Annotated in this window: 13 protein-coding genes; 11 read left to right on the top strand and 2 right to left on the bottom strand. The window is 46.5% G+C overall.

What is annotated here, in order from left to right; translation table 11 throughout:
* Positions 1 to 9: 9 nt before the first annotated feature.
* A complete protein-coding gene (locus GVN20_RS13870) occupies positions 10 to 2,208 on the top strand; it encodes a beta-galactosidase trimerization domain-containing protein (RefSeq protein WP_166558913.1) in 2,199 nt (732 codons plus the stop codon).
* 73 nt (positions 2,209 to 2,281) lie between these two features.
* On the opposite strand, the gene GVN20_RS13865 is transcribed toward GVN20_RS13870, so the two are convergent.
* A complete protein-coding gene (locus tag GVN20_RS13865; RefSeq protein ID WP_166558912.1) occupies positions 2,282 to 3,703 on the bottom strand; it encodes a tail fiber domain-containing protein in 1,422 nt (473 codons plus the stop codon).
* An 81-nt stretch (positions 3,704 to 3,784) separates the two neighbouring features.
* The gene (locus GVN20_RS13860) at positions 3,785 to 5,284 is read right to left on the bottom strand and encodes a tail fiber domain-containing protein (protein WP_166558911.1); all 1,500 of its coding nucleotides are present in this window, start codon (positions 5,282 to 5,284) and stop codon (positions 3,785 to 3,787) included.
* Positions 5,285 to 5,563: 279 nt separating this feature from the next.
* Here GVN20_RS13860 and GVN20_RS13855 point away from each other — a divergent pair, with 279 nt between their 5' ends.
* The 10 genes from GVN20_RS13855 (at position 5,564) to GVN20_RS13810 (ending at position 23,742) form a co-directional block, all read left to right on the top strand.
* On the top strand, positions 5,564 to 6,157 hold the full coding sequence (locus tag GVN20_RS13855) for a sigma-70 family RNA polymerase sigma factor (RefSeq protein ID WP_310586821.1): 594 nt from the start codon (positions 5,564 to 5,566) through the stop codon (positions 6,155 to 6,157).
* A gap of 78 nt (positions 6,158 to 6,235) precedes the next feature.
* Positions 6,236 to 7,339: a FecR family protein gene (locus GVN20_RS13850; RefSeq protein ID WP_166558910.1), complete on the top strand. Its 1,104-nt coding sequence runs from the start codon at positions 6,236 to 6,238 to the stop codon at positions 7,337 to 7,339.
* A 189-nt stretch (positions 7,340 to 7,528) separates the two neighbouring features.
* Positions 7,529 to 10,930, top strand: a complete 3,402-nt coding sequence (locus GVN20_RS13845) for a TonB-dependent receptor (RefSeq protein ID WP_166558909.1) — start codon at positions 7,529 to 7,531, stop codon at positions 10,928 to 10,930.
* Between the two features lie 19 nt (positions 10,931 to 10,949).
* Positions 10,950 to 12,662, top strand: a complete 1,713-nt coding sequence (locus tag GVN20_RS13840; RefSeq protein ID WP_166558908.1) for a RagB/SusD family nutrient uptake outer membrane protein — start codon at positions 10,950 to 10,952, stop codon at positions 12,660 to 12,662.
* 72 nt (positions 12,663 to 12,734) lie between these two features.
* The gene (locus GVN20_RS13835; protein ID WP_166558907.1) at positions 12,735 to 15,221 is read left to right on the top strand and encodes a hypothetical protein; all 2,487 of its coding nucleotides are present in this window, start codon (positions 12,735 to 12,737) and stop codon (positions 15,219 to 15,221) included.
* Between the two features lie 276 nt (positions 15,222 to 15,497).
* Complete coding sequence (locus GVN20_RS13830) at positions 15,498 to 16,109, top strand: RNA polymerase sigma factor (protein ID WP_166558906.1); 612 nt, start codon at positions 15,498 to 15,500, stop codon at positions 16,107 to 16,109.
* A gap of 22 nt (positions 16,110 to 16,131) precedes the next feature.
* Complete coding sequence (locus tag GVN20_RS13825) at positions 16,132 to 17,256, top strand: FecR family protein (protein WP_166558905.1); 1,125 nt, start codon at positions 16,132 to 16,134, stop codon at positions 17,254 to 17,256.
* A gap of 167 nt (positions 17,257 to 17,423) precedes the next feature.
* Positions 17,424 to 20,822 carry a SusC/RagA family TonB-linked outer membrane protein gene (locus GVN20_RS13820; RefSeq protein ID WP_166558904.1) on the top strand — a complete coding sequence of 1,133 codons (3,399 nt, stop codon included), beginning with the start codon at positions 17,424 to 17,426 and terminating at the stop codon, positions 20,820 to 20,822.
* A gap of 19 nt (positions 20,823 to 20,841) precedes the next feature.
* Positions 20,842 to 22,341 carry a RagB/SusD family nutrient uptake outer membrane protein gene (locus GVN20_RS13815; RefSeq protein WP_166558903.1) on the top strand — a complete coding sequence of 500 codons (1,500 nt, stop codon included), beginning with the start codon at positions 20,842 to 20,844 and terminating at the stop codon, positions 22,339 to 22,341.
* Positions 22,342 to 22,359: 18 nt separating this feature from the next.
* Positions 22,360 to 23,742 carry an arylsulfatase gene (locus tag GVN20_RS13810; protein WP_166558902.1) on the top strand — a complete coding sequence of 461 codons (1,383 nt, stop codon included), beginning with the start codon at positions 22,360 to 22,362 and terminating at the stop codon, positions 23,740 to 23,742.
* Positions 23,743 to 23,918 lie beyond the last annotated feature (176 nt).

The following is a 23,918-nucleotide window of genomic DNA, read 5'->3' as shown; positions in this document are numbered from 1 at the left end:
CTTACAATCATGAAATTATCTAACTGTCTCTCTGCTATACTCCTGATTATCAGTATATCTATTCATGTTGGTGCCCAAAGCGACCCGTACCTGCACCAACGCTACGACGCCCTGCATGACTCACCCATGCAGCAGAAATTTCGGAAACTGGCACCCATGCCGGCGGGAGTCGTGTATGTGCAGCAGCCCAACGAAGGTGAGAAAGAAATGCGGGTGCATTTCCAAAACATGAAAAAGCTGGGCTTCAACGCCCTGAAACAAATCATGCCTTTACCAACCTGGACCATTGAGCAAATTTCATTGATAGCCTTGGAAGAAGGCATCATGCCGTGGTGGTACGGCGAAGGCGGCTACGAAGAAATAACACCTGCCCTTTTGGAACAGCTCGGTATCGCTAAAACCCTGTCAATGAGCGAAATATTGGAGCATCCTAAAATGGTCAATTACCAAAAAGAAGTTGCAAAAAAACGAATCCTAAATACCGAAAAATACATTCAGGGCACTCCCGATAAAAAATTCATGCGGGTCACGAGCGTGGCCTACGACCCCGAAATCGGCGGACGTGGGGTGGAACTCAGTACCAAAGGGGAAGCCTTGTTTTTGGAATGGCTCAAAAAGCGTTACCATACCGTAGAAAATTTGAACCAAGTTTGGAATCAATACCACGCGGGGCTTTTCCTGAACGAACAGCGGGTATTCAGTGACTGGGAGGATGTGGCGAAAAATTGGCGAAATATTACAGGCAGAGAATACAATCACGTCAAAGACATTTACCGATTCAAGGTGGAACACAATTTGGGTCGTATCCGCGAATCTGCCACACAGTTCAATCGTTTTGATGCCAATGCGCCTTATCGTGGCGGCGGTGAATTGGCTGTTTTTCACCCTTTTGCGTGGTACGGAGTAGATATGGAAGGCATCGCCGACGTGCTGACGCAATACGGTTCTTTTTACCCTTCCATGCACTTTTCGTGGCATTATAATCTGGTCAAAGGCGAAATCACCAAGTCGCTCTACCAGCAGGCGTCGATGATGAATGACTTCAATAAAGGCGGCTGGACGGGTGGCTGGGAAAGTACCGGCGGGCCGATGCAGATGGATGGCGAAAAAAATCCAGGACACAACAATTCTTACTACGTCGGCCCCGATGAATTGATGCAGCTCTACCTCAGTCAATTGGCCGCGGGCTTCAAAGGGTTCGGTATTTGGTGCTGGAATGCCCGAAGCGCCGGAAAAGAAGGCGGTGAGTACAGTCTGCTTGACCGAAACGGACAGCTCACTAACCGAGCGGTTGTCATCGGGCAATTGGGAAAAGCCATGCAAAAGTACCGTTTTGAACTCTGGAAAGCCCACAAAGAACCCATCGTCGGAATTCTGTACGATTGGGAAAATGAGGCTACTTGGGGCGCTATGAGCATTCCAGGGAGGGATGATTTTCGATTTCAGCCCGTCAAAGCGCGAATCGGCATCAGCAATGTACTGATGGCCAACAACGTACCTTTTGAATACCTCACGCCCAACGATTTATCCAAAGGTTTAGCCGGGCGCTACAAAGTGCTGTATTTACCAGCCATGCTCACGATGCGAAAAGAACTGTTGCCACTCTTGAAAAAATACGTGCATGAAGGCGGGCGACTGGTCATGGACTTGCCTTCAGGTTGGTACGACGAAAATACCGTTAACCTTCCGACAGGCAAAGGCTCGGATTTTGAGCAGCTTTTTGGGGCGACCATTGATGATTTTCAGTTTTCGGGCACCAATCGGCAGCTCACTATCGCAGGGAAAGAAATACAGGGCTTTACCATCAACGCAACGGCTACGGCAGCCCGCGTTGTTGAAAAATACAACAACGGCAAACCCGCCGTGTTGGAACATACCCTCGGCAAAGGCAAGGCCATACTGCTGGGTTTTCAGGCATCACTCAATGCCTTTGAAAATTCTGGAAAGTCTTCTTTGCCCATTTTGCAGTACACGCTTGGGGCCTATTCATCCCCTTATTCCTGTCCCAACGCCCTCGTGTATCGTTTGGCTGCTCCCGAAGCAGACCATTATTTTTTGTTGAACGAAGCTACTGCCAAAACCGTCGCACTTGACTTTAAAAATCTGAAATACAAACGGATTACGGACGCCATCACGGGTGAAACGGTCAACATCAAGCAACTCACATTAGCGACAAAGGGCGGTCGTTGGATTCGCGCCGAAAAATAAACGGGTTATTATTTATTAAACCCCTAATTATTGATACAATCGCCCTTTCAAGGGGCATAGGGTGAGTGATATTTTAATCTTTGGTTTCGGTTGTAATATTGTTTTCTATAGTCTTACTCACCAGCATCTGCCTCAATTCTTCCCACTCTTTTTCCATTTTGGCCAATCGGTTTTCCAAGGCTTCATTTTTCATGCGCAATTCGTCATTGGTACTTCTCAACTCATTTGTTCTTTTGACCAATGACTGAATGGCCGCAAAGTTGATGCCATCGAAATCGGCTTGGTTGATGAGCGTATCGCAGCCGATAGTACCGAAGCCATCTTTGCCGAAAGCCGCGTAAAAATCCTGCGCCATGGGGCCGTAGTGACGGAAAACTTTGGGGTCTTGACCTTTATAGTTCCAAGTGGCAAGTCTGAATTTTGCAATTTTATGCAGTAGCCCTTCGCCATCTATGGGCAGGAGTTTTTCTTTTTTGGCAGAATCCGAGATAGCCGACCACGCATTGGCCCCAGGCCCGGCTACAATGCCCGTACGTACATTATTAGAGGGATTACCGTTGCCTGTGTCACCGCAGGTCATCAGCCAATAGCCATTGGCAAAGCGAGCTACAAATTGATTGGGAGATCCTACAATCGTCTCTCCTTGAAGGTAGGGGTCGTAATCGCCAATGACAAAAGAGCCGTTTTTCCCATTGGTGTTTACCCTATACCCCATGGCCGTAGAGTAATTGCCACTGGCGACAGTATTAAATCCCATTGCGGTTGATGTAATACCACTGGCGACGGTAATATCTCCCATTGCCGTAGAATATTGACCACTGGCGAGTGTACTAAATCCCAAAGCTACAGAAGAACTACCAGTGGCCCGGGCACCTATTCCTATGGCCGCAGCGTAACTGCCACTAGCAGTGGTACCTGCGCCCAGAGCCGTGGCATAATTGCCACTGGCAATGGTAAAATGACCCATAGCCGTAGAATAGCTTCCGACAGCGCGGGTGTTGTACCCTGTTGCGAATGAAAACAGCCCTATATTCGCGGCATCCCAATCACTACTCCTATCTAACGCCACTGTCCCTGCCCGAAAAGCCGAGCGGGAGGGAATCCACATCAACCGCGTGCCCGCGCCGCTTACGGGGGCGGTGGGGGGATTGGTGGTATTATCGGAAACATTCGTCAGCCCAGTAGGATTGGCCGACCAAAAACCTCCTGTATTGACATTCTGAATTTCGTTGCCGCCTGCACCTGCCAATTGCCAATAATTGCTTACACCCCCTCCTACCGAGAGGCTTACCCAAGTTCCCCCTTGCCTAAACCAGTAACTTTGGGTGTTGGTATCGAAGACCAACATGCCGTTTTGTGGCGAAGCAAGAGCTGTGCGCTGGGCAGTGGTCATTTGCGGCAAAATAATACCCGGCAAGATGGTGGTGGACTGCCCCAAGGCGGTCAAGAGGGAGGTAAAGGTAATGAGGCAAGCAAAAATGAATAGTTTTTTCATGAGAATAGGAGATAATGGATAATGTGAGCTTCACTACCGAACAAAAGTACCTCCAAATCAATCATTTATGACTGTATTGAGCTATCTTTCCACTATAATAGTGTTTGCCGTGGTTTTATTCTCCAACATTTGCCTCAATGCGGCCCATTCCTGTTCCATCTTGGCCAATCGCTCCTCCAAAGCTTCATTTTTTAAACGTAATTCGTCATTGCTGCTTTTCAAATCTCCATTCATCGTCATCAGCTCAGCGCTCTTTAGCCTCAACTCGTTGGTTCTTTTAACCAATGCCTGAATAGCCGTAAAGTTGATACCGTCAAAATCGGCTTGGTTGATAAGTGTATCACAACCAATAGTACCGAAGCCATCATGGCCGAAAGCAGCGTAAAAATCCTGCGCCATGGGGCCGTAGTGACGGAAGGCTTTGGGGTCTTGGCCTTTGTAGTTCCATGTTGTGAGTTTGAATTGGGCGATTTTGTGCAGTAGCCCTTCACCATCTATGGGCAAATGTTTTTCTTTTTTGGTTGAATCCGAGATTGCTGACCAAGCATTGGCTCCTGGGCCGGCTATCATACCCGTTCGAATATTGTTGGAGGGATTACCGTTGCCTGTATTGCCGCAGGTCATGAAGTAATAACCATTGGCAAACCGAGCCACAAATTGATTGAGAGAGCCTACAATGGTTTCTCCTTGCTGAAATGGATCGGCATCGCCGATGGCAAAAGCCCCGTTTTTCCCATTAGTGTTTACCCTACTACCCATGGCCGTAGAACCCACGCCACTGGCCACAACACTCGTTCCTATGGCAATGGCACTACTGGCGTTAGCGGTAGTAGTATTTCCTATGGCAGTAGAAAAGCTACCACTAGCGGTAGTAGAAATTCCCATGGCGGTAGATGAATTACCGCTAGCAATGGCATTATTTCCCATGGCGGTAGCCGAATTACCACTAGCTAGGGTAAAATTTCCTATAGCAGTGGCATAATTGCTATTGGCGGTACTTAGAACACCCATGGCCGTAGAACCAAAACCGCTGGCGGTGGTAGTTGCTCCCATAGCCGTAGAATAGCTTCCAGTAGCAGACGTATTGTACCCAGAGGCGAATGAAAACAACCCTATATTCGCGGCATCCCAAAAATTACTTCCCTCTGATTCTACTGTCCCTACCCGAAAAGCCGAGCGGGAAGGAATCCACATCAACCGCGTGCCCGCGCCGCTCACGGGCGCAGTGGGGGGATGGGTGGTGTTAGTACTTGAGCTGGTCAGCCCCATAGGATTGGCCGACCAAAACCCACCCGTATTCACATTCTGAATTTCGTTGCCGCCAGCGCCCGCCAACTGCCAATAATTACTTACCCCTCCGCCTACCGCGAGGCTTACCCATGTTCCCCCTTGCCTATACCAGTAACTTTGGGTGTTGGTATCGTAGACCAACATGCCGTTTTGTGGAGATACAAGAGCCGTGCGCTGAGCAGTGGTCATTTGCGGCAAAATGATGCCCGGCAAGATACTGGTATACTGCCCTAAGGCCGTAAAAAGTATTGAAAACGTAATAAAATAGGTTAAAATGAGTGTTTTTCTCATGAACAAGTAAAGTTTAGGGTAAAAAACGAAAGTCACATAAATACATTCTAAGGCTAATATAAATGGCAATGCGTTTAGAGGCGCCGCTGTTTTCTACTTTTTTGTAAATTATTATTCAACGGCAAAATAATACCCAATGCGCTGACTTGTAAGCCATTCCTAGAAATATGTCTAATTTTTGAAGCGCATGTATATCTTGAATTTAAGCACCAAATCTTCATAAAGTTTTATTTATTCCTACTTTTGTTGAATTTTATTTAAAATTCAACCGTATTTGTTGTGGTAAACTCCTCACTCAATGATGAAACCCTCTGGCAGCGCCTCAAAATGGGCGATGAATTGGCTTTCTCTGCTTTGTTTGAGCGGTACTATCGTTCATTAATCAACTACGGAAATTCGTTGAGTTCTTACCCCGAACGGGTGCAGGATTGCGTTCAGGATGTGTTTGTAAACCTTTGGCTTTATCGCAACACTCTGAGCGACAACGTAGTAGTCAAAGCCTACCTCCTCTCAAGCGTCAGGAAGCGCATAGCGCGTTTGCACGAGCGTGATACTATTTTTAGACAAACCGCGCCCTTGGATGCTGTACAATTTTCGTTGGATTTTTCCATCGAAGACCAGCTCATTGCCGACGAAGAAACCTCGGCCCAGGTTTCGCAACTCAACCGCCTGATAAACGCCTTGCCTCCTCGGCAAAAAGAAGCGCTCTATCTGCGTTATCATCAAGGACTAACAATTGAACAAATCGGTGAGATGCTCGACATCAATCACCAGTCGGTTTCCAATCTTCTGCATCGTTGTATCCAACACCTCCGCAAAGAATGGAAAGGTGATTTAACCCTCCTTTTTGTGCTATTTTCGAGAATACTTTAAATTTTTCAAAAAAAAGTACCACGTTAGTGAGTATCGGCCCCAAAGCCTGTCCTCTCTGCATTTGAAACTCTTTTTCAGATGCAGAAGCGCAACCATTATAATAAAATTGAAGATTTTTTGGCCGATGAATCGTTCCAAAAATGGGTTCGGGAAGGAAAAGAACGTGAACATTGGGAAGAATGGACGGTAGAAAACCCCCAACGGGCCAAACTTGTGGCCGAAGCTCGATTGTGGGTATTGGCCACCCGAGTGCCTGAGCCAACTCTTTCTTCGTCCGAAGTTGCCGCTGCGTTGCAGGCATCCCGTGACAAAATAAAATCCATTGAAAAGGGAACTGCTGTGCCTTCGATTCCGCTTTGGCGTCGTACTGGGTGGCGCAGTATTGCGGCGGTTTTGGTGCTAGGACTTGCGTTGGGATGGTTGTTTAAGCGCCAAACATTGACGCAGGATACACTTACTTACACCGAACTCATCAACCAAGATACCCAAGGACTGATTGAACAGGCCAACAACACCCATAAACCACAGTTGATTACCCTTTCTGACGGCAGCTCGGTGCTGCTTCAGCCCAAAAGTAAGCTCAGCTATCCAAAAAGCTTTGAAGGCGACGAACGTAAAGTGTATTTGTCGGGCGAAGGCTTTTTTGAAATCAGCAAAAATCCGAAGAAACCCTTTTTCGTTTTTGCCAACGAGATTGTCACCAAGGTTATCGGGACTAGTTTTCGCGTGAAAGCTTACACTGACCAACCCGACGTGGAAATAGTAGTACGGACGGGAAAAGTAAACGTAAGCTCAAACCAAGCCATCTCGCAGTTGAATAACGAAACGGTACAATTATTACCCAATCAGGGAGTCCGGTTTACCCGCAAAACACTTATTTTCGAGAAAATAACGGATTTAACCCGCGAAAAGCCTGATGCACAATCCATTACTGCCATCGAACAACTGAGTTTTGAATTTTCGGATGTTCCCGTGGCCCAAATCCTAAAAACCATTGAGCAGGCGTATTTGGTGGAGATTGACTATCCGCAGGAGAAATTGAAAGACTGCTATCTTACGACTTCCCTCAGCGACCAACCCCTGCCCGAAAAACTCAAGATTATTTGCGAGAGTTTGGGCAACACGACCCGTTATGAAATGAACGGCAACCGAATCACTATTTTATCAGAAGGATGTAACTAACCCCGACATTTGCTGCCTATGACCTAACAATACCCCTGCTTACCCACAAAAAAGCGTCGAAATGCTGCTACATTTTCGACGCCCGATGCTTCCCCTAACGTGTTCCGTTGACATGCCCTCTGCTAAGGGCACGGGGAGGATTTTGCCAATACCTCCGTAAAAAGTATTAACTAAAAACAAGTCAAAAGTATGAAAAAAACATTGACCAACAAACGATTACTATATCGAATTGTGCAAACGTCACTCCTACAACTCACCTTGGCCATCGTGTTTTCGAGCATTGCAATGGCCACCCCAGTAAAGGGTCAAAGTATGCTTGACCGAAAGGTAAGTGTGAATGTTTCGGATATAGCTTTGGAAAAAGTATTGCTCCAACTCGAAAAGGAGGCACAGGTAAAATTTTCCTTCAATTCGAGAGCCTTACAACTCGACCGTCAGGTAAGCATCAATGCCACCAACGAACCATTATCGAGCGTGCTCACTCGCCTACTAAAACCACTAAAAATCAAACACATACAGGTCAGCAATCGCATTGTCTTACGAAAAGACAACGCCTCCACAACGGGGCTTTGGGAAAATGATCTACCCACCAAATCGTTGGAATATCAACTGACCGAATCAATCGTGACCGGAACTGTTACCGACGAAAACGGGCAGGGATTGCCGGGCGTCAGCGTGCTCATCAAAGGCACCCAACGCGGTACAACCACCGACGCCGTCGGAAAGTACAAACTGGCGCTATCGGACAACAATGAGGTACTGGTTTTTTCATTTGTGGGCTACCTTTCTCAAGAAATAAAAATCGGTAGCCAAACAACGCTCAATGTCTCTCTAAAACTAGACACCAAAGCCCTCGAAGAAGTGGTGGTCGTGGGATACGGCGTTCAACGGAAAAAAGATCTCACAGGAGCGGTGTCGACCATCAATGGCGAGATGTTTAAAGAGCGCAAAGAAACCCAAGTAGCCCAAGCCCTCCAAGGGGCCATGTCGGGTGTAATGGTGACCCGCAACGGCGCCAACGGCGCCATGGGAGGCGCAACGATTCGCATCAGAGGCGTGACCACCATTGGCAATTCTGACCCGTTGGTGATTGTGGATGGTGTGCCCGTGAGCGATGTAAATCAAGTCAACCCCAACGACATCGAAAACCTATCGGTGCTGAAAGATGCGGCGTCGGCTTCTATCTATGGCTCGCGGGCGGCTTCGGGGGTGATTTTGATTACGACCAAAAGAGCCAAAACCGACCAAGCGTCTATTCAGTATAGTTACGAAAATGGATTTGATACGCCTACGCAGTTGCCCGATTATATGCGTTCGCAGCGTTATATGGAGCTTGTCAACGAACTCCGCTGGAACGATGCTGGCAACGGTGCCAACCGCTTTCCTACTTTTAGCCAAGATTTATTGACGGATTATAACCAAAAACACCTTTCTGACCCCGACAGATACCCCGATACGGATTGGATGGCTCTGACGCTGAACAAAATGGCCCCACGAGAAGCTCACAGTATCAGTGTCATTGGCGGGTCTAAATTTGTTAAGTCCAATGCCTCAGTACGTTATGAGAAAGTAGGCGGTTTTTACGACAACAAAAACTATAATCGGATTTTTGTTCGGTCAAACAATGATTTTACCATCAATAAACTGATTGGCGGAACGGTCGATTTTAACTTCAAAAGAACCAATGCCTTAGACCCTACGGCCAGTGACCCGTTGTATCGTACTCGGATTTCTTCGCCTATTTATCCCGCAATCTGGGCCGATGGCCGCATTGCCGACGGAAAAGCGGGTGAAAACGTGTATGCCAAGGTTAAATACGGCGGCACCGATCGCAACACTTACAATCAAGTTGGGGGGCGATTGGCGCTTGACATCAAACCCATTGAAGGCTTGAAGCTATCGGGAATCATCGCACCGATATTTGACTTTAATAACCAAAAACGATTCAACAAAAAGGTGGATGTCTATGCAGCCAACGACCCCAATCAATATGTTGTATCCCTGATTGGCGGCGGGCTTACCACCCGATTGGATGAAAACCGTACCACCAATTACAGCATCACAACGCAGCTTTTGGCCAACTACCTCAAAACCGTTGGAAATCATGATTTTACGGCATTGGCTGGCTACGAAAATTATTACTTCAAAGGCGAGTCAATGGGCGCTTCTCGTGACCAGTACCTTTTTGACACCTACCCTTATCTGAACCAAGGCCCGGCCGCCTTCAGAGACAATTTCGGAACGGCTTTTGAAACGGCCTACCGTTCTTATTTCGGGCGCCTGACGTATAGCTATAAAGACAAATATTTGATTCAGGCCAACGTGCGTCGCGATGGTTCGTCGCGCTTCAACGCTAATTATCGCTGGGGTACGTTTCCTTCGATTTCGGCGGGTTGGGTGATCAGCGAAGAAGATTTTTTCAAAAGACAGAACCTGGTTTCTTTCCTCAAACTTCGTGCATCGTGGGGAACGCTTGGCAATGAGCGCATCGGCAACTATCCGTCGGTCGGAATCATGAGTTTTAGTAATGCCTTATTTTATCAAAACAATCTCGTAACAGCACAGCAAACCGCCGCCCAAGTGCAGTATGCCATTCAGGATATTTCTTGGGAAAAAACGGCATCGACGGATTTGGGACTTGACGCCTATTTCTTAAAAAATCGCCTGCGCCTTACCGCCGATGTGTATTACAAAGAAACCAAAGACATGCTGCTGGCATTGCAGATTCCGATTTTTGTAGGCTTCGAAAACCCCAACCAAAACACGGGTGTGATGACCACCAAAGGCATCGACCTTGACCTAGGCTGGACCGACAATATCGGCAAGTTAAGATATTCAGCCTCATTTAATCTCTCTCAATTTCAGTCGGTTATGGGCGAATTGGGCGGTACGGAGTTTATCGGCGACCGAATCAAAAGAAAAGGCAGTCAGTTTGACGAATGGTACGGATACCGCTCGGAAGGGATTTACCAAACCCAAGAAGATGTCAACAACTCTCCCAAACTCAATACCAACGTAAAAGTGGGCGACATGAAATACACCGACATCAGCGGCCCTAACGGCGTACCCGACGGGAAAATCTCCCCCGAATACGACCGCGTGCTGCTCGGTAGTTCGCTGCCCCAATGGATGTATGGCGGCAACTTCAAGTTGGATTACAACGGTTTTGATTTAGGCGTTACTTTTCAAGGCATTGGTTATCAGAACACTTCACTCTTGTCTTATACCGACTACAATGCCGAAAACTGGGGCGTATTTCCAGTCTATATGGATGGGAGCACTTGGAGTATGAACAATACCGCTGATCAAAATTTGGCCGCCAAATACCCAAGATTTACCGAAACAAACAAAGGTCTGAACCGCGCATTATCCGATTTTTGGTTGTTTAACGGGGGGTATTTTCGTCTAAAAAACATCACGTTGGGCTACACGATTCCCCAGAATATTTCTCGAAAAATCATGTCAAACAACATCCGTTTTTACATCAATGCCACCGATGTTTTCTCGCTCAACAAATATCCAAAAGGCTGGGACCCTGAGGGAATGGGTATTGTTTCGACGTTTTTGGGAGGTTTTACGATTGGTTTTTAAAATAATTCTCTGACTCACAATGAAAAATAAGATATACAGCGCAGCCCTAAGCTTACTACTGTTGGCTTCCTGCCAAAATTCACTAGACCTCTATCCACTCGCCGAGCCGTCGGCCGAAAAGTGGTATTCCAACGAAACCGAGATTCAGTTAGCACTCAACGACCTCTATCGTATCGATTGGTGGCAATGGGATGAAGACGGAATGAGCATCAATTATCTTTCTGATGATGGCTTTTATCGCCAAACCCTTACGCCCATCAAATCAGGAACGGTGACGAGTCAGTGGGCGTTTTCGACCACCCTTTGGCGCAATTCTTACAAAGCCATTGCGCGTGCTAACAGAGCCATTGTGGCCCTGAACAGCGCGGAAACGAAAGCCAAAGTAAACCAAGCAAAATTAGATGTTTACTTGGCCGAGGCGCGTTTTCATCGCGCATCGCAGTATGCCAAGCTGGTCAATAAATTTGGCGATGTAGTTTATAGCGACGATGTTATCAGTATCGAAGACGCCTACACCAAAGGCCGTACCGACAAAAAAACGGTCATCACAAAAATCTACGAAGATTTCGATTTTGCCATTGCAAACTTACCGACAAGTTATGCCGCGTCGGCCGTGAAGCGCGCCACCAAAGGCGTTGCCATGGCCCTAAAAGCACGCTTTGCCCTTTACGAAAAAGACTACAAAGTAGCCAGTGATGCCGCCAAAGCCTGCATGGACTTAAACCAGTACACGCTGCACTCCGACTACAGCAATCTGTTTTTGCAAAGCACCAAAAACGCAAAAGAGATTATCTTTTCGATTCCTCGTTCCTTAGAGTTGAAGGTGAGCACAGGCCCTACCTCCGACATCATCAGTCGTAATTCGGGGGGCTTTGCGGCGGCCAACCCTACTTGGGATTTGTTTTGTTCATATCTCTGTACCGACGGAAAAACCATTGATAAGTCGCCACTCTATGACCCACGTAACCCCTTCAAAAATCGCGACCCGCGTTGCACCGCTACCATCGTGGAGTTTGGACAGCCGCATTTAGGCTTTATTTATGACCCCCACCCCAACGCCCTGCAAGTGACGCGTATCAGCACCAACACCAAAGTCACCAACAACGACAACCGCGCCAACGCGCAGTTTGCATCTTTCAATGGGTTGATTTGGAAAAAAGGGGTTGACGATTCGTGGCTGCTCAATGGTCGTTTGATTGAGCCTGAGCAGATTATCGTACGTTATGCCGATGTATTGTTGATGTATGCCGAAGCTAAGATTGAGCAAAATCAAATTGACAAATCGGTACTCGATGCTATCAATTCGGTGCGGGCAAGGGCCTACAAAGCCGCGCTTTCGGCCACCACAGCTTACCCCGCTATTACCACCACAAACCAAGCCGAGCTACGTCGTGAATTGCGCATGGAGCGCCGCATGGAATTGGCTTTTGAAGGGCTTCGCTACATGGACATTGTACGCTGGGGCATTGCGGGCAAAGTGCTCAACCGACCCATTTATGGAATGCTCGACCCCGTTGATTTACGGTCTAAAGTAGTGAATCAAAATCTGTGGTTTTTTCCTGGTACGCCTACGATTGACCAAGACGGAATCCCCGACTTTAGCGAAATGGCAAAAACGGGTCTCATCAAAAATCTAGTACCCACGGCTTGGAACGACCGCCAATATTTGTGGCCAATTCCCACCTCAGAAATCCAAATCAATCCCAATATGAAGCAAAACGACGGATATTAGGTTCATTATTTACAGTCAATATTCGGAAGTTAAAACCCAACATTTAACTAAATAAGGAATTCAAAGTTCACAATGAAGACATATAAAACCGCCTTTATATGGGCAGGAATAGCAATGGGGCTAATGCTGATTTGCTCACCCACCCACGCCCAACCCAAGCCCTCTTACCCCCAATTTAGTGGGATTTACCCCCACCTCGCCTATTACAACAACGAAGGTGAATGCGGAACGGGTGCAGTGGTGCCTTGGGCTGACCGCCTTTGGGTGATTACCTACGGGCCGCATTTGCCCTTTGGTTCATCAGATAAGCTCTACGAAATCACGCACGGCTTGCAGCGAACCATTCGGCCCGAAAGTACGGGGGGTACACCCGCCAACCGCATGATTCACAAAGAAAGCAATCAATTGTTTATCGGCCCATATGCCATTGATGCTCAGCGAAACGTGCGTACCATTCCATACACGGAAGCACCTGGTCGCTACACGGGTTTGGCACGGGGATTGACCGACCCTCAAAGCAAAATTCTGATTGCTACCATGGAGGAAGGATTTTACGAAATGGACGTAAATACCCTAAAAACCAAACTATTGTACCAAGACGGCAACGTCAAAGAAAAGAAGGAAAACGACGTGGCCAACAACCACAGTGGCACGCTCCTGCCTGGTGCACACGGCAAAGGCGTTTATTCTGGACAGGGCGTAATGGTGTATTCCAACAACGGCGAATCAGGCCCGCAGGCGCTGAAGCAATTTGACATTGAGGCGGGCGTATTGGCCGAATGGAACGGAAAAGACTGGAAGGTGGTTCGCCGTAATCAGTTTGTGGAAGTAACAGGTCCGGGCGGAATTTATGGTAACAAAAACCCCGACACCGACCCGATTTGGGCTACGGGTTGGGACCATAAATCGGTTTTATTGGGCGTGCGTGATGGTGGAAAATGGTCTTTTTTCCGTCTACCCAAAACCAGCCATAGCTACGACGGTGCCCACGGCTGGAACACCGAATGGCCCCGCATCCGCGACATCGGCACCGCCGACAAACCCGATTATCTGATGACCATGCACGGAATGTTTTGGCGTTTCCCTCAAACGTTTACATCCAAAAATACCGCTGGCATTCGTCCGCGCTCGGCTTACTTAAAAGTCATTGGTGACTACGCTCGTTGGAATAATCAACTTGTTTTTGGTTGCGACGACTCGGCCCAAAAAGAGTTTTTGAACAAACGTAAGACCAAAGGAAACATCGAAGGCCCGGGACAATCCAATTCCAATCTTTGGTTCACTTCGTTCAATACACCTGACGAATTAGGGTCCAACACCGCGCAGGGAGCCGTTTGGCTTGCCGAAAAAATTGAGGCTAATGCCGTGTCAGAACCTTTCTTATTTGCGGGATGGAACAAACGCATGGCTTGGATTCATAACGCAGGTAATCAGAGCGTTAGCTTTAGTTTTGAAACAGACATAGATGGGAAAGGAAACTGGAAGTCGTTGCGTGTGGTAGAAGCGGGAGCAGGTCAGAGCGTTGCCGTGACTTTTAACGCCAATGAAACAGGGGAATGGATTCGGGTAAAGAGCAACCGCGCCACCACCGCAACCGTCAATTTTAATTACAGCGATGCCTCCCGGTTCCAGTCGACAGCCGACAAAATGTTTACTGGATTAGCCAACATCCGTTCTTCAAATTACTCGGGAGGACTTATGTACGGCTTGGGTGACAATCGCCGCGCGATGGGGCTTTTGGCGGGGCAATTCTCCAACGGAAAATTCACCGAAAACGGCTATTACGAATTGGACAGCGCCATGAATTTGGTTAAAAAAGAAGACCCAAAAACGGCGCAGTTTATCCGCGATAAGTTTGCCATTCCTAAAGACGTAATTTCGGTGGATGAAGCCTCGGTTCTTGTCATTGACGACAGCGGCCGCAGATGGAGATTGCCCAAAGGCAACGAAGCATTCACCAGCAAAACCAACACTGCTTCGCTCAGAATTTGCCGAGAAGTGGCCACCGAGCGCGATTTATTGAACGCCCACGGGACATTCTACGAACTCCCCGCCGAAAATGCCGATGGTTTTGCTAAAATCAGACCCGTAGCCTCACACTCGCTCAGCGTGCACGATTATGCATCCTACCGTGGCTTATTGGTCATGACAGGCCTCGACAACCAAACGGCTGCCAATGAGCACATTGTCGCCTCAAGCGACGGAAAAGCCAAGGTATGGGCGGGCACTATCGACGACCTTTGGAAATTAGGGAAGCCCACTGGTCAAGGCGGTCCGTGGAAAAACAGTCAAGTAACCGCTGGCACTCCTTCCGATGCGTATTTGATTGGGTTTTATGACAAAAAAAGCCTCAAACTTTCGCATAACGCAAATCAGGCCGTTACGTTCAGCATTCAGGCAGAAGCCATCGGCCACGGCCCTTGGATGAATTTTAAACAAGTGACGGTAAAACCCGGCGAAACCTTTGAGTACACTTTCCCAGATTCATTTCAAGCCCGGTGGGTACGTTTTACGGCCGACAAAAATTGTGAGGCAACAGCTTGGTTGACGTATCAATAGTTGAAGTTTTTGTAAAAAAAGATAGGTAATGAACAGCATCAATCCCCGGCGGGCTTCCGTTGGGGATTTGTTTTTTTAAGGCTTTGGCCCGTGTCTTACAACCACCCACCGTAGCAAATTGCCTCTTATTGGAGCTTTCTACATTTTTCTAAAAAAATATTTCAGAATGAAGGGTATTTTTTGGTAACCCCTGTACCTGTACTTATAACTGATTTGTGACTTGTTTTAGAATAAATGGTAATATGCCAAGCAGATAACGAAGTGTTTGCCAAAAATATGAAGAGAAGCCCCCAAAACAACACCGACGAAACAACCCTTTGGATTGCTTTTAAGAAGGGCGACGTGCGGGCGTTTGAGCAGTTGTATAACCGTTATTTTGAGGTACTGGCCAACTATGGGTATCGGTACTGCAACGAAAAACAACAGCTCGAAGACGCCATTCAGGACGTTTTTGTGGATTTATGGCGACGCCGACAGCATCTGGCCGACGTAGAAAGCGTAAAGTTTTACTTATTTCGTGCCTTACGCCATCAGGTAATCCGAAACACCCGAAACGACCTGCTCGAAACCTCTGAAGATATCAACGATTTTCTTGATTTTTTGGTGGCGTTTTCGTCGGAACAACAATCTATTGAACAAGAGACCCATATTACCCAAACGCAGGCCGTTGCCAAGGCCATTGCCCAGCTAAGCCAACGCCAGCAGGAAGCCATCAATCTGCGTTTTTATCACGGTATGAGCCTAGACGAAATGACCCAACTCATGAGCCTCAGCAAGCAGTCGGTCAGCAATTTGCTTTTTAAGGCATATAGCGTGTTACGCCTCACTATCAAAGGTATACACCCAATTTTGCTGCTACTTTTACAAATATCCCACCTTGTTAATTAACCACCTTTTAGTTTTTGATACCATGAACTATGACCATTTCCAATGTAATGATTTCTTGCACGACGACTCGTTTGTGCGGTGGGTATTGTTTCAGGAAAAAGACACTTTTTGGCAGGAGTTTAAACAAAAACACCCTGCTAAAGCCGATGAAATAGCACAGGCCCAACAACTGATTTTGGCCATGCAAAAGGCTGAAGGACAAATTACTCCTGCACTTGATAAAAAAGCCGTTTGGACCAATATAACAGCCATCATTTCCGAAGAAGAAGAAGTGGAAGAACAGGCTGGATTAGTCCGTCGCTTTTGGCAAACAACGGCCAAGCCAGTACACCGAAGCGGGCACTCCGCTTTTAGGTGGGCGGCAAGTTTGGTGTTTTTGGCAGGGATGGCGTGGGTTTGGACAATGAGGCAGCCCGATCACCAAGTAAGTTATCAAGATTTAATAGCCGTTGTTGAAGAAAAAAGCCCCCGTCGGGAAGTGGCAAACAATGGCCCAACCACCAAAAAAATACGCCTCGAAGACGGCACAATGGTACATTTGGAAAAGGGAAGCCGTCTGAGTTTTCCTGTACATTTTGAAACCAACCGCCGCGAAGTGGTACTGAGCGGAGAAGCGTTTTTTGACGTAGCTGAAAATCCAGCCAAACCGTTTTATGTATACGCCAACGAACTGATTACCAAAGTATTGGGAACAAGCTTCAGGGTATCAGCCTTAGAAGATGGCAAGCAAGTAACGGTAAAAGTACAGACTGGCAGGGTATCGGTATTTAAACAAAATCGCATCGACATTGCCGACCCCGAAACCAAAGGATTGCTCTTGTTTCCCAATCAGCAAGCTGTTTTTAACCGAACAAACGAACTATTGAACCGCAGTTTGGTAGATATTCCCGTACCCATTATCACACAAAACTCACTGATAAAAAGGCAATTTGACGAAGTCAAAGTAGCCGAAGTATTTGAAGAGCTGGAAAAGTTATTTGGCGTTGAAATCCGCTACAACGAAGATGCGCTTTCTGGCTGTATTTTGACCACCACCATCAGCGATGATTCTCTATACGACCAGCTCGAAGTGATTTGTCAGACCATCGGTGCGGCTTACAAAGAGATTGATGCCCAGATTATTATCGAATCAAAAGGATGCAAGTAAATCATTTGTCGTTAAACCCAAAAAATATGTAAACCCAAAATCTCTTAACTCCCCATCCAAAAAAGAGGAAAGATGCTGTCACATCTTTCCCTTGTTGAATCCGCAGGTGTGTACGAAGCACCGCGTTTTCGTGTCTTGCCTTTTCCAAAACAAAAACAATCAAATCTATGTCAAATTTCTTTACCAGAAAAGAGATTTTCTACCTTATGAAAATCACCCTCACCCCGTTGCTGCTCGTTTGTCTGCTGACTACCCTCAGTTTTGCGGAGAATACCTTTGGCCAAGAACGGCTTCAGGAAAAAATTACGCTCAATTTGAAAAATACAGACCTCAAAGCTGTGCTCAAAAGCATTGAGCGAAAAGCGAACGTTGTTTTTTCTTACCAAAAAGGAGTACTCGCCAACGACGAAAAGTTGACCATTGACATCAAAGACGAGACTTTAGAGTCGGTATTGCAGCGCATTCTAACCCCGCGACAAATCAGCTACCAAGTCATCAAAGCCAACAAGATTGTTTTGATGCGACGTATTTTGGGTAACCTACCCGAAGAAGCAGAACCCAAGCCCGTTCCAACTACCCTCGACCCTAAATTAGACCAAACCGTTACGGGAACCGTAACTGATGAAAGCGGGGGAGGATTGCCTGGCGTGAGTATTTTGGTGAAAGGAACTCAAAAAGGCACGACGACCGATGCCAGTGGTAAATACAAACTCGACGTGCCTGACGAAAAAGCTATTTTGGTATTTTCGTTTGTAGGGTATCTTTCGCAAGAAATAACCATCGGCTCCCAAACCACCCTAAATGTATCTTTAAAACCCGACACCAAAGCCCTCGAAGAGGTCGTTGTGGTAGGATATGGAGTTCAAAAGAAAGCCAACCTTACAGGTTCGGTAGCCTCGATTGACCAAAAGTTTTTGGCAAACCGCCCCATTACCAATTCTTCACAAGCGCTACAGGGACTTTCAGGAGTTTATGTTAACATGTCCAGAGGGAGACCAGGGGCCGATGGAGCAACTATTCGTATTCGGGGAGTGGGCTCGTTTGGCACCAATAACAACCCCCTTGTCTTAGTGGATGGCGTCGAATACAACTTGAAAGACATCAACCCTGCTGATATAGAAAGTATTACAGTTCTAAAAGACGCGGCATCTTCGGCGATTTACGGAAATAGAGCCGCCAACGGCGTAGTATTGGTCAAAACCCGAGGCGGCGAAAAAGGAAAATTCAAAGTGGACTACAACATGTACGCTGGCTACCAAGAAGCCACGACTTTCCCAGATGCCGTTTCCGATGCCGTGCAATACATGGAAGGCAAAAACTTAGCATTGCAAAATCAAGGTAGTCCCATAGAATATACTCAGGCAATCATTGATGAATACAAATCAGGCTCCGACCCGTACATTTATGCCAATACAAATTGGTTTGATGTCATGTTTCGGAAAGCGGCTCAACAGGAGCATAATCTCCGTTTTTCGGGCGGCAACGACCGTACTACTTTTGCCTTATCGCTGGGGTATCTCAACCAAGACGGCATTATGTTGGGGTCGGGCGCGAAACGCTATTCCATCAATACCAACATCGCCTCGGATGTGACAAAATGGTTGAAAATAGGCGGTAACATCATTGCCAATTTTTGGGACTACCGCGAGTCGGCCTACACTGCCGATGAAGGCAATGGCGAAGGCGGATTGATGGGACTTATTTATCGGGGCTTACCTATGCAAGTCCCGCTTTTGGCCGATGGAAGCTACGCAGACCAGTGGATTCGTGTACCGGGCCACAATTTTTATCGTAATCCATACGCATTAGCTTTTGAAGGATTTCGGAAAAACACCAATTTTAGCGCCATTTTCAATTTTTTTGCCGAGGCGCAATTATCAAAAAACTTACACTACAAAGTGACCATTGCCCCCAATTTCGGCTATGATGTAGAGAGGTTCAACAATCCAGTTATAGACCTCAAACACCCCAAAACAGGGGTGATAGCCCCGATGGGTAATATTCCCGTGCGTGGTGTAAGGCAGAGTTTAGCTGAAGCCCTGAGTTTAACCAATTTTCATACCATCAATTGGAACAAGACCCTTGGCAAAAGCGAACTCACCGCATTGGGAGGCTTTAGCTTGGAAATGTTTAGGAATGGCAGCTTTAATGCGGGGAATCAGGGATATTTTGCCAACGAAATCTCTGAACTTAATGCGGGTAGTGCCAATCCTGTGGTGGGCGGCAACTCCACCCAATCGCGGCTGATGTCTTACTTTGGTCGTATCAATTATGTTTTCAATGACAAATATTTGTTAGAAACCAATTTTCGTTACGATGGCTCGTCGCGCTTTGCTCCCGATAAACGTTGGGGCTTTTTTCCCTCAATTTCGGCGGGATGGCGCATCAATGAAGAGGAATTCATGAAAAACGTAAAACCGATTTCTAACCTCAAACTGCGTGCTTCTTGGGGACAATTGGGTAGTCAGCCGCAACAATTGTTTGGATTCATAGAGGCCGTCACGTCTGGAATAAATTACAATTACAATAATACCGTAGTAAGCGGTGGGGCAGTTACACAAATAGCCGAGCAAAATTTAACTTGGGAAACGACCACCATGACGGATATTGGGCTTGATTTTGGGCTTTTTAATCAACGCTTGACGGGCGAGTTTGACTGGTTCAATAAAATCACCTCGGGTATTTTGCGTCAGGTGAATATTCCACAGCAAGTCGGAAACCTGACCGGGCCAGTACGAAATATAGGCGAAGTTCAAAATAAAGGTATCGAGTTTACCCTCAATTGGCGGGATAAAATAGGTAAACTCAGTTATAACCTCGGTGGTAACTTATTGCAATTGTCCAACAATGTTCTGAACACAGGAGGTCAACGAATATTCAATGGAAACCGCGTGATTTTTGAAGGGTATCCGATTGATTCCTATTTTGGTTTACGCAGTATGGGCTACTTCCAAAATACCGACGAAATCAAAGCGGCCCCCTTTCAAAATACGGTCACTTTGCCCGGCGACATTCGCTACGTGGATGTAAACGGTGATAATAGAGTGGATAATAACGACCGCGAAATCATCGGCAATACTATCCCTAAATACACTTACAGTTTTACGTTTGGTGCCGACTATAAAGGCATTGATTTTTCCGCCTTCTTTCAAGGGGTGCAAGGGCTTCAAAACTACGTCAATGCCAACTTAGGATTCCCGTACCGCAATGGAGCAGGGGTCACCAAAGAATTCCTGACAGAATCGTGGACGGTCAATAATCCCAATGCGAAATATCCGCGATTGACGACGGCCAATGGGTATCCGCAAAACTTCCAAGTGTCTGATTTTTGGATGAGAGATGCGTCCTATCTCCGATTGAAAAATATCCAGTTAGGTTATACTATTCCTGACAAACTCACTAAAAAACTGGGGATAAGCAGATTAAGGGCTTTTGTAAATGGGCAAAACCTACTGACTTTTGCTGATTTTACCTTGGGTGATCCAGAAAGAAATGCCGCCAACGAGAATATCATTGCCTATCCCATTGCAAAGGTGGTAACCGGAGGTTTAAGTGTTACTTTTTAATTCATAAACGAAACGCAAAATGAGAAAATACATAATTTTAGCCCTCAGTCTGGTTTTGGGCAGTTGTTCCGATTTTTTAGATGTATCGCCCTCCGACAGACTCACCCAAGTGGACTTTTGGAAAACTCGCCAACACGCTGAGGCGGCACTTATTGGCACCTATAATGCCCTTCTTAATACCAATGTATATGGCGACGTGTCCATGATTGCCATGGAGGCAGCCACGCCCAATGCATTTACTTACAATAACACAGGAGGTGGTGGGTTTCTTTCCCAAAGTATCCACGATGCCGCCAACAATGGAATCATCAATAGCAAATGGGGCGCTTGTTATGTAGGTATTGGACGCGCCAACACATTGTTAGACAACATAGGTAAAATAGCCATGGACGAAACCCTAAAAAAACGCTATGCTGCCGAAGCAAAGTTTTTGAGGGCATTGTTTTATCACAACCTCTGGCTGTATTATGGCGGTGTACCCCTAATTTTAGAAACCCCCAATTTAGAAAAACAAGGAACATTGCCCAGAAATAAAGCCGACGAGGTATATGCACAAATCATCAAAGACTGTGATGAAGCCGTAGTTGACTTGCCGCAACTTGGCACTACCAAAGGACATGCCTCCAAAGGGGCTGCATTGGCTCTAAAAGCCCGTACAATGCTCTATAAAGGTGATTTTCAGGGGGCAGCGTCGGCGGCCAAACAAATCATTGATGGCAAGTCATATACCCTTTTTCCTGATTATCGTGAGTTATTTCAACTCGACAAAGAAGGGAATACAGAAGTAATTTTTGATGTTCAGTTCAAAAATCCCGAGTTTACCCATTCAATGGACATTACCTTTACTGATTTCAATTCGATAGCCCCCCTACCCGATTTGCTCAATGATTATTACATGACTGATGGTTTGCCAGCGTCTCAGTCAAAGCTTTTTGACCCCAAAAAGCCCTACGACAACCGTGACCCCCGCATGAACCAAACCAATATTTTACCAGGCAGTACATTTAGAGCAAAAACGGTACTTGCCAACACCTTTGGTTTTACGGGAATTGGACAAAAAAAATATACTGTTTATAAAGACAACGAAGCGGGGACAACCATTGCGGCTGGATTGTCAGAATTGAATTACATGGTATTCCGCTATGCTGATGTCTTATTAATGTTTGCAGAAGCTCAAAACGAGGTAACAGGCCCCAACCAAGCCATTTATGATGCTTTGAACCTTATCCGCAAACGTGCTGGTATGCCCAATTTTACTTCTGGACTGACGAAAGAGCAAATGCGTGAAGAAATACGTCACGAGCGGCGCATTGAGTTGGCTGGCGAGGGGCTATATTACCATGATATTCGTCGGTGGGGTACGGCAGAGAAGGTAATGAATACGGATATTTATAATTTTACAGGCGGTAAAATCGGTACACGTAAATTCAACAAAGACCGTGATTATTTATGGCCTGTTCCCACAGTGGTATTGCAAAATAATACCGCCTTAGAACAGAATCCAGGCTATGGTAAGTAAAAAAGCAATCCCAATAATATGAAATATTCAATCATCATTGCACTGCTTCTCACTGTGGGCATTTTTGGTTTTAAAAACACCAAACCAACTTCCAAACCCAATATTATCTATGTCATGGCCGATGATTTGGGCTATGGAGACTTGAGCTGCTACGGGCAGAAAAAATTCCAAACACCCCATCTCGATCAAATGGCAAAAGAAGGTATTCGTTACACTGACTACCACTCTGGCAGTACGGTTTGTGCGCCTTCGCGCTGTGCCTTGATGACTGGCAAACACATGGGTCATGCCTACATCAGAGGCAATGGCGAAATACCGCTGCGCGATGAAGACTTTACCATCGCCGAGTATCTCAAACAAAACGGCTATCACACGGGTATTTTTGGTAAATGGGGCTTAGGACAGGCACATAATACCGGCTCACCCGAGAAGCAAGGTTGGGATGAGTTTTTGGGGTACACCCACCACGTTCATGCCCATCATTTTTTTACTAACAATCTTTGGACTATCAAAGAGGGCAAAACCGTGATTCAACCCATTGACTCACTCAGGCATTCGCATCTGTATATCATGGATGCTGCTTTGGAATTTGTCAAGAATAACCAAGCAAAACCTTTCTTCATGTATTTGGCCATTACGATGCCTCACGCCGAGGTTTTTGCCCCTACGCCTGAGTCGGTCTCTCCGTTTTTAAGTGCTGAAAAAACAAGTCTGTTTCCAGAAACTCCATTTATTCAAAAAGGGGGTAGCTATCGCTCACAGGCACAACCCAAGGCCAATTTTGCAGGCATGGTTACGCACTTAGACCGCGATATGGGGCGTTTGATGGATTTATTAAAATCCCTTGATTTGACTGAAAACACCTACGTATTCTTTACTTCCGACAACGGCCCACACCAAGAAGGCGGAGCAGACCCCGTGTTTTTTGATAGCAATGGCCCGTTGAAGGGCATCAAGCGCGATATGTACGAAGGTGGAATCCGCGTTCCGCTGATTGCTTGGGGTGGCAAAGTAAAAAAAGGATTGACCAACAACGACGTCTTGGCCAACTGGGACTTTTTCCCAACCGCAGCCGAGTTGGCAGGTGGTAGCAAAACCCAAGATTTAGACGGACTTTCTTTTGCCAATACACTCAAAGGAAAACCCTTGAAGAAAAAACATGAATCACTCTACTGGGAGTTTTATGAGCGCGGTTTTGACCAAGCAGTACGATTGGGAGGAGAGTGGAAAGCCGTCAAGTTAAGTGCCAAAGGGGGTAAATTGGAACTCTATAATCTAAAAAAAGACATCGGTGAAGAAAATAACGTGGCAGCCCAATATCCAGACATCGTAGCTAAAGCCGAAAAAGCCTTTGCCGACAACCGAGTGAAGTCAGAAATGTGGCCTCTGAAGAAAAAGTGAATTTTTCAATATTGCTCATTAAACAAAAAGTAGATAATAGATAATTGATAGGTAACGAAAACAGTAACCCCCGGCGGGCCTCCGTCGAGGGGTTGTTTTTTTAAGGCTTTGGCTAACAAGACACAAGTGACAGAAGGATGCTATTATTTCTTTTCCAATACTACTACATGTAAATA

This window comes from Runella sp. CRIBMP (assembly GCF_009905605.1).
Classification (GTDB): Bacteria; Bacteroidota; Bacteroidia; order Cytophagales; family Spirosomataceae; genus Runella.
Note: the sequence above shows the minus strand (reverse complement) of the source record. Positions and strands in the feature narration are given on the sequence as shown.

Bases quoted from the DNA above. Each gene is read 5' to 3' on its own strand.
- GVN20_RS13870 (WP_166558913.1), top strand. From the start codon at position 10: ATGAAATTATCTAACTGTCTCTCTGCTATACTCCTGATTATCAGTATA.
- GVN20_RS13865 (WP_166558912.1), bottom strand. From the start codon at position 3,703: ATGAAAAAACTATTCATTTTTGCTTGCCTCATTACCTTTACCTCCCTC.
- GVN20_RS13860 (WP_166558911.1), bottom strand. From the start codon at position 5,284: ATGAGAAAAACACTCATTTTAACCTATTTTATTACGTTTTCAATACTT.
- GVN20_RS13850 (WP_166558910.1), top strand. From the start codon at position 6,236: ATGCAGAAGCGCAACCATTATAATAAAATTGAAGATTTTTTGGCCGAT.
- GVN20_RS13845 (WP_166558909.1), top strand. From the start codon at position 7,529: ATGAAAAAAACATTGACCAACAAACGATTACTATATCGAATTGTGCAA.
- GVN20_RS13840 (WP_166558908.1), top strand. From the start codon at position 10,950: ATGAAAAATAAGATATACAGCGCAGCCCTAAGCTTACTACTGTTGGCT.
- GVN20_RS13835 (WP_166558907.1), top strand. From the start codon at position 12,735: ATGAAGACATATAAAACCGCCTTTATATGGGCAGGAATAGCAATGGGG.
- GVN20_RS13830 (WP_166558906.1), top strand. From the start codon at position 15,498: ATGAAGAGAAGCCCCCAAAACAACACCGACGAAACAACCCTTTGGATT.
- GVN20_RS13825 (WP_166558905.1), top strand. From the start codon at position 16,132: ATGAACTATGACCATTTCCAATGTAATGATTTCTTGCACGACGACTCG.
- GVN20_RS13820 (WP_166558904.1), top strand. From the start codon at position 17,424: ATGTCAAATTTCTTTACCAGAAAAGAGATTTTCTACCTTATGAAAATC.
- GVN20_RS13815 (WP_166558903.1), top strand. From the start codon at position 20,842: ATGAGAAAATACATAATTTTAGCCCTCAGTCTGGTTTTGGGCAGTTGT.
- GVN20_RS13810 (WP_166558902.1), top strand. From the start codon at position 22,360: ATGAAATATTCAATCATCATTGCACTGCTTCTCACTGTGGGCATTTTT.